The sequence below is a fragment of the Bacillus sp. FSL R5-0585 genome (assembly GCF_038004545.1).
GTDB lineage: Bacteria > Bacillota > Bacilli > Bacillales > Bacillaceae_G > Bacillus_A > Bacillus_A cereus.
Window position 1 is genome coordinate 3,704,526 of record NZ_JBBORJ010000001.1, and the last position, 13,336, is coordinate 3,717,861.

Below are 13,336 nucleotides of genomic sequence, written 5' to 3' on the forward strand. Positions count from 1 at the left end.
TTTCTTTACCAAAGATGCATATTCTCCCTTGAAATGAAAAACATATATAGCAGAATATCTCTTTTAGGGGGCTTACCATGAAATTCATTACTTTTTTCGTCGGACTAATTGTTGTTTTCTTGCTCGCTTATATTGCTAGCAATAATAAGAAGCATATTAAATTTAAACCAATTTTTATCATGCTTATTATACAGTTAATTTTAACCTATTTACTATTAAATACAGAAATCGGCCTCATACTTATTAGAATCATTTCCAGTTTGTTTACCAAGCTACTCGAGTATGCTGCTGATGGAATAAATTTCGTATTTGGTGGTCTTGCAAATAAAGGTGAAATGCCATTTTTCCTTACTGTATTATTACCAATCGTCTTTATTTCTGTTTTAATTGGTATATTACAACATTTCAAAATATTACCATTTTTTATTCGTTGGATCGGGTACTTTCTTAGTAAAATAAATGGTCTTGGTAAATTAGAATCTTACAACGCTATCGCCTCTGCCATTGTCGGCCAATCAGAAGTTTTTATTACAGTGAAAAAACAATTAGCTCAAATTCCAAAACACCGTCTTTATACACTTTGTGCCTCTGCTATGTCAACCGTATCTATGTCTATCGTAGGTGCCTATATGACAATGATTGAACCTAAATATGTAGTAACTGCACTCGTTCTCAATTTATTTAGCGGTTTTATTATCATACTCATCATTAACCCTTACGACGTTAAAGATGACGAAGATATTTTAGAAATCAAAGGTGAAAAACAAAGCTTTTTTGAAATGCTTGGAGAATACATTCTTGATGGTTTTCGTGTAGCCATTGTTGTCGGCGCTATGCTCATCGGATTCGTCGCATTAATTAGTTGTATTAATGACCTGTTCCTCATTATATTCGGTATTACGTTCCAACAATTAATCGGCTATGTATTTGCACCTATCGCATTCCTTATCGGTGTACCCAGTTCTGAAATTGTCGCAGCTGGCAGCATTATGGCAACGAAGCTTGTAACGAATGAATTTGTCGCAATGATGGACCTTAGTAAAATTTCTAATAGCCTTTCTCCCCGTACAGTTGGTATTATTTCTGTTTTCCTTGTATCTTTTGCCAATTTTTCTTCCATTGGTATTATTTCAGGTGCGGTAAAAGGACTAAACGAAGAACAAGGAAACGTTGTTGCGAGGTTTGGCCTTAAATTACTATATGGAGCTACTCTCGTTAGTATTTTATCTGCAATTATCGTAAGCATTATGTTGTAATTAGGTAAAATTTTATCATTTTCTTATCCCTATCTTTTGTATACAATAACGAATAGGTGTCTTATAAATAATCAAGACATCTATTTTTTATACATGTACAATCGCTTTTATTTAGCGTAAAATATTTTTTATGTGTTTGAATACACTTCTAAATGTATACACTTTGATAGTTTTAAAGGAGAAAAAATGATGAAATCCGACACGAACAACAATACGCGAGCCAAAAAAGGACGCTCAAAGAAAAAACGCCTACTTTGGTTCCTTCTTATTCCATTACTAATTGTAGCACTTGGAGCAGGAGGCTACTCCTTCCATATATACAGTAAAGCAAAGTCCGTCTTAAATAACGCTTATGCTGAACTAGGTCGAGGAGATAAGTCCAGTAAACGTGAAAAAGCAGTTAAACCTATGACCGACAATATTTCCGTACTAATTATGGGTGTTGATGAAAGTGATATTAGGGAAAAAGGTTATGGAAAAGCAACTCGAACAGATGCGTTATTACTTGCAACAATTAATAAAAACGATAAATCCGTTAAACTTGTAAGCATTCCACGTGACTCACGCGTCTACATTAAATCACGTGATAAATACGATAAAATCACACATGCGCACGTATTCGGTGGTGTAGACAGCACAATTGATACGGTAGAGAACTTTTTAGATGTTCCAGTTGATTATTATGTAAAATTCAATTTTAAATCCTTTATTAAAATTGTTGATTCTCTTGGTGGCATTACTGTGGACGTTCCAGTTGAATTCACAGAGCAAAATAGTAAAGATGAAGCAGATGCAATTCATCTAAAAAAAGGACGTCAACATTTAAATGGAGAAGAGGCACTGGCACTAGCTAGAACTCGTCACATCGATAGTGATTATATGCGTGGTCAACGTCAACAGCTTGTATTAGAGGCCATTGCTGAAAAGGCACTATCTCTTAATTCCATTAATAAAATCGGTGGCCTACTAGACGCTGTCGATAAAGATTTAAAAACCAATTTAACTTTTGATGATATGATGACAATTACAAAAAATTCAATGGATTCAAATTTAAAAATGGAAAAAATGCAAGTAGAGGGTACAGATAAATATATAGGTGGTATTTATTATTACGTTCCAAATGAAAAAAGCGTCGATACTATTTCAACTACCCTTCAAAAACATCTCGGTGTTACGAATAAAAATGAACATAAAAAATTATAATAAAAAGGCTGCTAGATCTTTCTAGACAGCCTTTTTATTATATTTTTCAACATATTTTTCATACACATTGTGACAAGAAGTGACAATTATTACAGCGGTGTAACATTTTTTATGAAAACATTACACACACAATGAAAATAATAGTATACTAGTACGTACATAATGTTATTTTCATCATTTTTATACAAAAAATGTAATACATATATTTATACATAAATTTCTGGGGGGAAATAAATGAAGCTAAGTAAAATACTGATTGGTTCTGCAATTGCTGGGGGCATATTACTTTGTGTAGGCGGTGTTGGGGGATATCAATATGTATCCAAATTAAATAATCAATTAGATACTACTGCATTACCAAATACTACATTTGAAGGTATTTCTCTCGACGGAAAAAATAAGAAGGATATTCAAGCAATTATTAATCAAAAGGTAACTGAGTTAGATCAAAAATCCCTTACCTACATATTCCAAAACGATAAACAAACTTATACATGGAAAGATTTAGGGATAAATTATAAAGAGAAAGATATTATTGACAAAATCTTCAAAGAACAAGAAGGAAACGTAATGAATCGTTATAAAATGCGTAAGCAAGCTGAAAACGGTGAATTAAAACGTGACTATAAATTAACACCACAATTAAATGCAACAGCTTATGAAACCTTTATAAAAGATAAATATAATGAAACATTAAAAAATCCTGTTAACGCAGAATTAAGTATTGAAGGCTCAACAGTAAATATTAGTCAAAGCCAAAACGGAGAAAAAATTGATAAAGGGAAACTAAGCGGTTTAACAAATGAAGCTATTACTACTGGTAAATCAGATGTTACATTACCAGTTACATTCATAAAACCAGAACGTTCTACAGAAGACATACAGAAAATGGGTATTAAAGAAGTCATTGCTGAATATTCTACTCCAATGGCTGGCCGTAACGGAAATCAATCATTTAACGTAAATAAGTCAGCTAATACTTTAAGTGGGGTTATTGTCGCACCTGATGAAACATTTAGTTTTAACGGTCGCGTTGGCGTAACTGATGCTGCACATGGTTATAAATCTGCAGCAGTATATTCACAAGGTAAAGTAATACAAAGTGCAGGCGGAGGAGTTTGCCAAGTCAGTAGTACATTATACAGTGCAGCTTTAAGGGCAGATTTAGGCATTGTTTCTCGAAGCAATCATTCTATGCCAGTAAATTATTTACCACTTGGGCAAGATGCAGCAGTAGCAGATTATGGTCCAGATTTAAAATTTAAAAATAATACAGGCAATCATATTTATATTCAAGCATTTTCAAATGGAGGTAGTATTACTACACGCATTTTCGGTACAAATACTGGTAAAAATGTTGAAGTTTCTTCTCAAGTAATTAGTAGAACTAGTGATAAAATCACCGCGGTTACGTATAAAAAAGTAACACAAAACGGGGAAGTAATATCAAATGGACAAATTTCAAAAAGCGTATATAAAAGCGCTCCAAAAGAATAGATAATACCAACCGAATAGCATAAAGAAAAAGGCGTGATTAAATCACGCCTTTTTCTTTTGCAGTAATAGTAAAAAAGTTTCAAGATGGTCTTTCGTTTCTTCTAAAGACCACATACGATTTCCTTGCTTCGCAGCTAATACACACGCCTCTTCCCACGCGTTCTTTTTCTTCATATTTATTAATTCATCACGTAATTTCAAAACAATTTCTTCGTCTTCTTGTTCAATAAACTCTTCCATCACGCTTACTATTTCATCCTCATGAATACTTAACGTACAGTACGATTTAAGAAAGTATTGTAATGTCGTATACATAATGTACTCCCCCTTCTTATTTATCAGATGGATAAGAAGTAATAATCTTAAACCCTAATTCTCCTGACTTATCTCTTGCTAAAACAGTAACAGTTTTTACTAACTTGTCTTTTACACTCATATTTTTCTTTATTACCGTTTTTCCAACAGGAAATGAATGAGTTGTATTTAATACGAGACGAGCCTCTTTAGAATTTTTTAACCAATCTTGAATTTCCTTGTCATGTTGCTTCAAGCTATCTTTTACAGCTTTCGTCGCTGTTTCTTTATCATAGTATGTACTTGCGGCTGACACTTTATCTGTCTTCAAGCGATTCTTCAAATCCTCTTCTGACTTGCCTACATGTCTTTCAATCGTATGACCATTTTTAGGTGGTCCTTCCATTTCATCTAAAATATTATCACTAATTTTTTCTACCGATGTAGCTTGATTACCTGTCTGTTTCTCTGTTTTTTGTTCTTTTCCTGCACATCCACTTAAGATCAGCATTAATGCCAATAAACTACTGAAGAAAAGACTACTTATTCGTTTCATCATATCACCTCTTCCATGATTATTATCGCAACTTCACTAAAAGTCAATTTCACAACGAAAAAATCTATCAGTTTTCATTTTTTTCATCTATTTTTCCATATTTACCTGCGCAATTTCATCAACCCTCTATTTTTCGCCTTTTATAATATATACCCCCTATATTTTATAATTATTTCCCAAATAAAATCACCAATAATATAATTATAAAACCCTTTTATAAAAAGGGTTTTATACTGTTTTTCAAAACAATTTAAAATACCCCTATTTTTATATACCTAATACCTATATAAGGTATCAGGACCCCTTCTTATCAACGTTTTTCTACATTATGTAAATTTTCCCTTGCCTATACAATCGAAATATGGTGTAATGCAAAAAAAGATAAAGGATTTTAAACAATGGCTGAAACGATTCAAAATTTCTTAACAGAATACTATTCAATCGCAATTCCACTTAGTATCTTAATTAACATCATCATTAGTCTTTTAGGTGTTATTCCTAGCATCTTTTTAACCGCCATTAATATACAGCTCTTCGGTGTAACAAATGGCACAATCATTTCGATCGCAGGTGAGGCCTTAGGGGCTATTATCTCGTTTTATATTTACCGCCTGGGCCTTCAAAAGTTCACTCACGATAAAGTAAATAAGTACCCAAAGGTAGAGCGTCTTCTTTATGTAGAAGGTAGAGAGGCCTTTCTACTCGTTCTATCGTTTCGATTGATACCTTTCATCCCATCAAGTATCGTGACTTTATTTGCAGCTCTAGGGAAAATGTCATTACTCTCCTTCAGTATTGCCAGTACAATAGGTAAAATACCGGCCTTATTGATTGAAGTATATTCGGCATACCAAGTCATGAACGGAACAAATGAAGCGAAGTGGGTTGTAACAATCGCAGGCGTTATTGGATTGTTTTATTTGTGGAAAAAATGGAGAAAAAAATAAAGAAGGAGCCTATGCTCCTTCTTTATTTTTGAGGTATTTTATTACTAGCTCTTCCTTAAAGCCTTAGTTTACACCAACAGCACTAAATGATTGCTTAACTGCTGCTACTTCAGCAGAATTTGCACCATATAAGTCTGCAGCAGCTTGTACTGCACCAGCACGAGCTTGGCTAAATGTAGTAGATTGCGTGAAATATTGTGTGTTTGCACGGTAATAAATTGCACCTAACTTATCTTTACCAATGCCCGTTACAGTTACACCCGAATGCGTACCACCATTTGCTAATAAATAAGCTTGTTTGTTAATGATACCACTGTTTGTATGAACCCCACCGTTATCACTAGTACCAGTGTAACGCTTAGAATAATGGTCTGGATCACCGTATTTCGCTGGATCACTCATAGAGCGAAGCGCATCTCCTGCTTTACCAGGCGTATAAATATCTTCACCAATCTCCCAATCCGGGTTACGGTTATCATAGAATTCTACTAAAGTACCAAAAATATCAGAAATTGCTTCATTTAGCGCTCCTGATTCATTTTGATAAATTAAGTCCGAGCTATTTTCAGTAACAGCATGCGTTAATTCGTGACCAATTACATCAATTCCACCAGATAATGAAGTGAATGTTACACCATCACCATCTCCGTATACCATTTGTGAGCCATTCCAGAATGCATTATTATACTTACTTCCGTAATGAACTGTCGATTTTAACGGAGCTCCTGCATCATTAATAGAGTTTCTGTTAAATGTAGCTTTATAATAATCATATGTTCTACCTGCATAGTAATGAGCATCTACTGCTGCTGCATCATACGCTGCATTAAAAACATTATCTGCATCTACCCATAAAGTTCCTGGCAATGTAGTACGATTTTTCGCATCATATGTGAAAATTGTTGCCCCGCGCGTATTATCTTGTAAGTAGTAAGATGAACCAGATAACGTTGTATTAAGTGATTTTGTATCTCCTAATACACCTTTACCAGTTCCTACTTTATTTGTTCCTGTTACAGGTTTTACTACTGCTTTCGCATCCTGTTTAGGAGCCTCTTGCTTAACTGGTGATTTATCTTCATTTGTTACATGATCCAATTTATTATATTTATTTAATACTTTACCGCTGTCTGCTTCAATGAAATAGTAGTAGTTTCCTGGACTTGGATCTAAGAAGTTTAGATTTACAACGTATGCATATGTTGTTTCTTCACCATTTTGATATACATATAAGTCCGCTTTTGGTTCTACCTCATATTTCGGTGTTACCCCTAAATCTTGCTGCGCGATTTCAATTGCTTTTGCGCCTTCAATCTTATTTTTATTTTTCAACTTTTCCTTTTTGTCTAAATCAGGTGCAACTGTTCCAGACAATACTTTTAAAGAACCGTCTTTACTTACGTGAGCCACTTGAGTAGAACCCCATACAGGCACTCCTTCGTAAACTTGTTGCATACGTACTACTGTTGAATCAGTTACAGCATCTTTCTTCACTTGTTTCACTTTGAAAGAATCTTGCGCACTCTTTTCCCCTAGCTTGTAATCACCTTTTGCTGCATTTAAGTAATCAAACACAACAGATTCCGCTTTCTTACCAGTCGCTCCAGTTAGATCACCAGAAATAAACTCAGGTGACTGTACTGTCTCATTGTACTTCTTCGTAGAGAGTACATTTTTAGAATCCGCAAATGCAGAGCCTGTCCCTCCAAATGTTGTAACTGCCATTCCTGTCGCTAACACTAACGCTAAACTTTTCTTTTTCATGAACCTTCCCCCTAATAAAAAATTTTTTTGAAAAAGAGTAGTTTTATATTAGCATTATGTTTCCACTATTAATATACTAAAAATTCAAATAATTATTTTCTCAAGTTTTGTAGAATTTTGAGGAACAAATATTGAAAAACCCCTTTCCGATTGGAAAGGGGTTTCTGTTAAGAATTTATTAATTCTACTACTTTTTCGCCTTGACCATAAATATCCGATGTCCAAGCATATTGCGGTTCCAATACCACTAATACAGCTACCAAAGCCAAAGCACCAATAATTATTTTTTTCATATTATTTTCCTCCCTTTTCTTCTAATAAATTAATTGCTAATTTATAGTAGTTATTACTTTCCTTAAATTCTAGTAATTCCTCGTGATATCCTGCTAGTTCTAAATACACCATTTTTAATTCCTTTTTATTTTCTTCGCCTCTAAAAAATGGGATTGCCTCAACTTCTAAAAATCTTTTATAAACATCTTTCGTTTCAAAGTATTTATTCTTAAGCATTGAAAGTATATATAGCATACTTTTATACTTTTCATCCCTCTTGGCAACATCTATTCCTTTATTAATCCAATCTTTCGCTTCTTCAAATTCTTTTAATTCAATACACTGCAAAGCGATCTCATACACTGCATCAATATAATTTAAATCCTCTTCCTTTTTGTACTTTAGGCATTGTAAATAATAATCTTTTGCTTTTGCATAATCTTTTAAGTTATAGTACAAGAAGCCTAAATTATTTAAAGCAATAGCTGTTATACTTTCTTTATCAGCAAAAGAATTTGCTTCCCTCAAAATATTATTATAAATAGATAGTGCCTCATTATATTGCTTTTTTTGTATATAACTCAACGCAATAAGTAACTGGCAATTTATCACATAACGGAATTTATATTCATTCTTAAATCCTTCCATTGCTACATTAGCAAAATGTAAAGTCATATGTTCAACTTCTAATTCATTATAAACAAGAGCCAAATTGAAATATATTCCATTCTCATGATAACCTTGTTCCTTTGCCATTACTTCTGTTCGAGTCAAATACTCCAATGCCTTCTTATATCTATGTTGTAAAAAATAATATAACCCTTTGCTATACGTATATAATAATTTTTGGAATGGTGAATACTTTTTGTACATCTTCTTTAAGCTCTCTAACTCTTTTTCGACAGCAGGAAAATCCCTTTTCATAATTAAATAACGTGTATACAGCAGTTTATAATAATTTATAATTTCAAAATCCAACACATGCTTCATTTCACCTTGCAACTCTTCATATATACGTTCTACTTGTTGCTTGTCTAAATGAACTAGTGCATTTAACCATTCATCCAACTTCCCCTTCACATCTTCTTCTACATCTCTCAAATCCGTCACAGCAATTTCTAGTCTTGCGCAGAGCAATTGTAGAATTTCTTCTGATGCTTCGATCTTTCCATTTTCGATCTTACTTAAGTATGAGACAGAACAAATGCCCTGACATAATTCTTCTTGTGTCATTTTTTGCTGGAGCCGTTTATAAAAGACTTGTTTGCCTATTTTTTCTAATGTTTGTTGCATTGTCCTCCTCCATTCTCATTACCCCCATTACTCTAATAATACATAAAATCTGGAGAAATATAAATTGATAAATATAAATTTTCTAAAAAATATGCATAATTTCATTTTTTTCTCTCTTGACTTCACATCAATATCTCTTCTTTGCTACGAATGGTGAAAAATTGGTATACTATAACCAAATTATGGAGGTGTTCTCGCGATGACTCATTATAAAGACGATAGTTATGCCTTACATACAGACCTATATCAAATCAACATGGCTTATACATATTGGAAAGATGGTATTCATAATCGCCGTTCTGTTTTTGATTTATATTTTCGAAAGCTTCCATTTGAGAACGGCTACGCTGTTTTTGCTGGCCTTGAGAAAATTGTAGAGTACATAGAAAATTTCAGTTTTACTGAAAGCGATATCGCTTATTTAGCAGAATTACAATTTGAAGAAGAATTCCTTCATTATTTACAAAATATGAAATTCACTGGGACGATTCGCAGTATGCAAGAAGGTGAAGTTGTATTTAATAACGAGCCTTTATTACGTGTTGATGCACCACTTGGTGAAGCACAAATTATTGAGACTGCCCTCTTAAATATTGTGAATTACCAAACATTAATTGCCACAAAAGCAGCACGTATGAAACATGCTGCAAGTAATGATGAGCTTTTAGAGTTCGGCACAAGACGTGCCCATGAGTTCGATGCTGCCCTTTGGGGGACGCGTGCTGCCTTTATTGGTGGTTTCTCCTCTACAAGCAACGTTCGTGCTGGGAAACGCTTTGGGATTCCTGTAGCTGGCACACACGCTCACTCTTTCGTTCAAGCATATCGCGATGAATACGTCGCGTTTAAAAAATACGCTGAAACTCATAAAAAGTGCGTCTTTCTCGTTGATACATATGACACATTGAAATCTGGTGTTCCAAATGCGATTCGTGTTGCAAAAGAATTTGGGGATCGTATTGATTTCTATGGCATACGTCTTGATAGTGGTGATATGGCTTATTTATCGAAAAAAGCACGAAAACTATTAGATGAAGCAGGGTTTACAAATACAAAAATTATCGCTTCTAGCGATTTAGATGAATACACAATTATGCACCTTAAATCTCAAGGAGCAAAAATTGACGTATGGGGCGTTGGGACAAAATTAATTACGTCCTTTGAGCAACCTGCATTGGGGGCTGTTTACAAACTAGTTGCGATTGAAGATACTGACGGAAAATTAAATGATACGATTAAAATTTCATCTAACCCTGAAAAAATTACCACTCCAGGACTGAAACGAATTTATCGTATTATCAATCGGGTAAACGATCATGCAGAAGGCGATTATATTGCGTTAGATTCTGAAGAACCTGGAAAAGAAGAGCGCTTAAAAATGTTCCATCCAGTTCACACATATATAAGTAAATTCGTAACAAACTTTGAAGCCCGTGAACTGCATAAAGATATTTTCGTTAACGGTGAAAGAACATATGAACTACCAAGTATATTAGATATTCAAAAATATAATGAACAGAGTCTCTCTCTATTTTGGGAAGAATATATGCGAACTTTAAATCCTGAAGAATACCCTGTCGATTTAAGCCAAGAGTGTTGGGATCATAAAATGAATTACATTCAAACTGTTCGAGAACAAGTTGAAAAAAACATACAAAAGTAACCAGAGAAGTTTCTCCTTCTCTGGTTTTTTCAATACTATATGGATATTTGTAAAAAATATATTAAAATAATACGACGAATGTTTTTAATTTGTAAATTTTAATATAATACTATTTAAAAGCAAAATAATATTTGATATTATTTTATTGAATCAATTTCAACAAAATCACTAATAAAAAAGGGGACGCAGGTTGCGTCCTCTTTTTTATAAATCTTTCACTCGTAATACACGCATTGCATTTAACACTGCAAGTAGTGTTACACCAACATCTGAGAAAACAGCCTCCCACATTGTTGCAATACCAAAGGCACCAAGTAATAAAACGATCCCTTTTACACCTAGAGCAAAGATGATATTTTGCCACACTATACTTCTTGTGCGTTTTGCAATTTTTACAGCTGTCGCAATTTTTGAAGGCTCATCAGTCATAATAACGATGTCTGCCGCTTCAATTGCTGCATCTGACCCTAAACCACCCATCGCAATACCAACGTCTGCACGGGCTAATACTGGTGTATCGTTAATACCGTCACCAACGAAGGCAATTTTTTCTTTTCCGTGCTTCGCTGCATCAATTTTTTCAATCTCTTCTACTTTTTGTTGCGGTAGTAATTCCGCATGAACTTCATCTAAGCCTAATTCTTTACCGACAGCTTCACCAACTGGTTTTGCATCACCAGTTAACATTAATGTCTTTTTAATACCTAGTTCTTTTAATTTTTGAATCGCTTGTTTCGAATCCTCTTTTACCTCATCAGAGATAACAATATAACCTGCATATCTTCCATCTACAGCAACATGAACTAATGTACCTACTGTTTCTGGTTGCTTAAATTCAATATTTTCTTTTCTCATTAATTTTGCATTACCTGCAAAAATTTCTTTTCCTTGTACTTTTACAACTGTACCGTGACCAGAAATTTCGTTATAATCATCGATTATTTTTTCATCAATTGATTTTCCATATGCCTTTCGAATAGATTGGGCAATTGGATGGTTAGAATATACTTCAGCAAATGCCGCATACTCTAATAACTCTTCACTTGTAGTACCTTCGCTCGGTTCCATTTTTGTAACTTTGAAAACACCTTTGGTTAATGTTCCTGTTTTGTCAAAAACAATATATTTTACATCATTTAAAGCTTCTAAATAGTTACTACCTTTTACTAACACACCACTTTTAGATGCACCACCAATACCTCCAAAGAATCCAAGAGGAATGGATACAACTAACGCACATGGACAAGAGATTACTAAGAACACTAAAGCTCTATAAATCCACTCAGAGAATGTAGCTCCTTCTAAAATAAGTGGTGGAATAAACGCCATGATCGCCGCTGTAATAACTACAACTGGAGTGTAGTAACGTGCAAACTTCGTAATAAAGTTTTCCGTTGGTGCTTTTTTACTGCTTGCATTTTGAACTAAATCTAAAATTTTCGATACAGTGGATTCACCGAATTCTTTTGTAACTTCAATTGTCAACACACCGTTTTGGTTCACAAAGCCACTTAATACATCATTTCCAACTTCAACTTCACGTGGTACAGATTCACCTGTTAATGCTGAAGTATCTACCATTGATGTTCCTTCAATTACTTTTCCGTCTAACGGCACTTTCTCACCTGGCTTAACGATAATATAATCGCCAATTTGTACATCTTCTGGTGATACTTGTTTCGTTTCATTTCCAACCTTTACATTCGCATAATCAGGACGAATATCCATTAATGAAGTAATTGATTTTCGAGAGCGGTTTACCGCAATGCTTTGGAATAGTTCTCCTACTTGATAAAATAGCATTACTGCTACAGCTTCTGAGTATTGTTGAATTGCAAAAGCTCCTACAGTTGCAATTGCCATTAAGAAGTTTTCATCAAATACTTGGCCACGAGTTATGTTTCTTACCGCTCTCCAAACGATATCTCCACCTATTAATAAATAAGCAAGGACGAATAACGGAATTGTTACCATTTGTGGTAAGCCCGCTAATGCAGCAATTGCTGTCAAAATTCCGCCGACCACTAATCTCCCTACCATCTTTTTCACATTTGCTTCACCATGATCGTGACTATGTCCGTGGTCATGACCGTTCTTCTCTTCACGAACAACTTTCACATCTGGTTCTAACTTTTGAACGACATTTGTTATATTTGCTACAGTCGCTTCTAGTTCTCTTTTATTCGCAACTTCTACTCGTAGTTTCTTCGATACGAAATCAACAGTTGCTTCTGAGACAGCTGGCATTTCCTTCACTTTATTTTCAATTTTCATTGCACAGTTCGCGCAATCTAAACCTTCTAATATAAATACTTCTTTAGCAATTTTATTTTTTTGTTCTTCTTGCACTTTAATATGCGGTTCTAATTTTGTAACGAGTTGTTTTGCTTCCGTAACAACTTCGTTTTCTTTATTTTGTGCCGTTTCTAAAATCATTGTCTTTGTTGCAAAGTTTACAGAGCAAGAATTTACTCCTTCTATATTCCCAACACCTTTTTCAATTTTCATTGCACAATTCGCACAATCTAAACCTTCTAACATCAGTTTCTTTTTCACTAACGCTTCAGCCATCGTTCTCCCTCCTCGCGTT

General features: G+C 34.2%; 11 protein-coding genes. 5 read left to right on the top strand and 6 right to left on the bottom strand.

Features of this window, described 5'->3' with window-relative positions:
* The first annotated feature begins 77 nt into the window (after positions 1–77).
* The 3 genes from MKY38_RS19195 to MKY38_RS19205 all read left to right on the top strand — a co-directional run bounded on the left by MKY38_RS19195 (position 78) and on the right by MKY38_RS19205 (position 3,956).
* A complete protein-coding gene (locus MKY38_RS19195) occupies positions 78–1,256 on the top strand; it encodes a NupC/NupG family nucleoside CNT transporter (RefSeq protein WP_000668866.1) in 1,179 nt (392 codons plus the stop codon).
* 186 nt (positions 1,257–1,442) lie between these two features.
* Positions 1,443–2,459 carry an LCP family protein gene (locus MKY38_RS19200; RefSeq protein WP_002163841.1) on the top strand — a complete coding sequence of 339 codons (1,017 nt, stop codon included), beginning with the start codon at positions 1,443–1,445 and terminating at the stop codon, positions 2,457–2,459.
* A gap of 234 nt (positions 2,460–2,693) precedes the next feature.
* A complete protein-coding gene (locus tag MKY38_RS19205; protein ID WP_000777355.1) occupies positions 2,694–3,956 on the top strand; it encodes a VanW family protein in 1,263 nt (420 codons plus the stop codon).
* A 42-nt stretch (positions 3,957–3,998) separates the two neighbouring features.
* On the opposite strand, the gene MKY38_RS19210 is transcribed toward MKY38_RS19205, so the two are convergent.
* Both MKY38_RS19210 and MKY38_RS19215 read right to left on the bottom strand, forming a co-directional pair.
* Entirely contained in the window at positions 3,999–4,271 is a 273-nt protein-coding gene (locus tag MKY38_RS19210) for a hypothetical protein (RefSeq protein ID WP_000288803.1), read from the bottom strand.
* A 16-nt stretch (positions 4,272–4,287) separates the two neighbouring features.
* On the bottom strand, positions 4,288–4,806 hold the full coding sequence (locus MKY38_RS19215; RefSeq protein WP_000822694.1) for an RNase A-like domain-containing lipoprotein: 519 nt from the start codon (positions 4,804–4,806) through the stop codon (positions 4,288–4,290).
* Positions 4,807–5,204: 398 nt separating this feature from the next.
* On the opposite strand from MKY38_RS19215, the gene MKY38_RS19220 reads away from it, so the two are divergent.
* The gene (locus MKY38_RS19220; RefSeq protein WP_000852232.1) at positions 5,205–5,753 is read left to right on the top strand and encodes a TVP38/TMEM64 family protein; all 549 of its coding nucleotides are present in this window, start codon (positions 5,205–5,207) and stop codon (positions 5,751–5,753) included.
* A gap of 63 nt (positions 5,754–5,816) precedes the next feature.
* On the opposite strand, the gene MKY38_RS19225 is transcribed toward MKY38_RS19220, so the two are convergent.
* From MKY38_RS19225 to MKY38_RS19235, 3 genes are all read right to left on the bottom strand, one after another.
* Positions 5,817–7,517: a M4 family metallopeptidase gene (locus MKY38_RS19225; RefSeq protein WP_097862258.1), complete on the bottom strand. Its 1,701-nt coding sequence runs from the start codon at positions 7,515–7,517 to the stop codon at positions 5,817–5,819.
* Between the two features lie 167 nt (positions 7,518–7,684).
* Complete coding sequence (locus MKY38_RS19230; RefSeq protein ID WP_000720172.1) at positions 7,685–7,810, bottom strand: NprX family peptide pheromone; 126 nt, start codon at positions 7,808–7,810, stop codon at positions 7,685–7,687.
* Between the two features lies 1 nt (position 7,811).
* Positions 7,812–9,083 carry a helix-turn-helix domain-containing protein gene (locus tag MKY38_RS19235; RefSeq protein ID WP_001187937.1) on the bottom strand — a complete coding sequence of 424 codons (1,272 nt, stop codon included), beginning with the start codon at positions 9,081–9,083 and terminating at the stop codon, positions 7,812–7,814.
* A gap of 199 nt (positions 9,084–9,282) precedes the next feature.
* Between MKY38_RS19235 and MKY38_RS19240 the strand changes: the two genes are divergently transcribed.
* Complete coding sequence (locus tag MKY38_RS19240) at positions 9,283–10,746, top strand: nicotinate phosphoribosyltransferase (protein WP_000150184.1); 1,464 nt, start codon at positions 9,283–9,285, stop codon at positions 10,744–10,746.
* Between the two features lie 204 nt (positions 10,747–10,950).
* On the opposite strand, the gene MKY38_RS19245 is transcribed toward MKY38_RS19240, so the two are convergent.
* Positions 10,951–13,317, bottom strand: coding sequence for a heavy metal translocating P-type ATPase (locus MKY38_RS19245; protein WP_097862259.1), 2,367 nt, complete (start codon positions 13,315–13,317; stop codon positions 10,951–10,953).
* Positions 13,318–13,336: the final 19 nt, after the last annotated feature.

What these genes read in the sequence shown, in the direction of transcription:
- MKY38_RS19235 (WP_001187937.1), bottom strand. Translation starts at nt 9,083, where the DNA reads ATGCAACAAACATTAGAAAAAATAGGCAAACAAGTCTTTTATAAACGG.
- MKY38_RS19215 (WP_000822694.1), bottom strand. Translation starts at nt 4,806, where the DNA reads ATGAAACGAATAAGTAGTCTTTTCTTCAGTAGTTTATTGGCATTAATG.
- MKY38_RS19205 (WP_000777355.1), top strand. Translation starts at nt 2,694, where the DNA reads ATGAAGCTAAGTAAAATACTGATTGGTTCTGCAATTGCTGGGGGCATA.
- MKY38_RS19210 (WP_000288803.1), bottom strand. Translation starts at nt 4,271, where the DNA reads ATGTATACGACATTACAATACTTTCTTAAATCGTACTGTACGTTAAGT.
- MKY38_RS19195 (WP_000668866.1), top strand. Translation starts at nt 78, where the DNA reads ATGAAATTCATTACTTTTTTCGTCGGACTAATTGTTGTTTTCTTGCTC.
- MKY38_RS19240 (WP_000150184.1), top strand. Translation starts at nt 9,283, where the DNA reads ATGACTCATTATAAAGACGATAGTTATGCCTTACATACAGACCTATAT.
- MKY38_RS19220 (WP_000852232.1), top strand. Translation starts at nt 5,205, where the DNA reads ATGGCTGAAACGATTCAAAATTTCTTAACAGAATACTATTCAATCGCA.
- MKY38_RS19245 (WP_097862259.1), bottom strand. Translation starts at nt 13,317, where the DNA reads ATGGCTGAAGCGTTAGTGAAAAAGAAACTGATGTTAGAAGGTTTAGAT.
- MKY38_RS19230 (WP_000720172.1), bottom strand. Translation starts at nt 7,810, where the DNA reads ATGAAAAAAATAATTATTGGTGCTTTGGCTTTGGTAGCTGTATTAGTG.
- MKY38_RS19200 (WP_002163841.1), top strand. Translation starts at nt 1,443, where the DNA reads ATGATGAAATCCGACACGAACAACAATACGCGAGCCAAAAAAGGACGC.
- MKY38_RS19225 (WP_097862258.1), bottom strand. Translation starts at nt 7,517, where the DNA reads ATGAAAAAGAAAAGTTTAGCGTTAGTGTTAGCGACAGGAATGGCAGTT.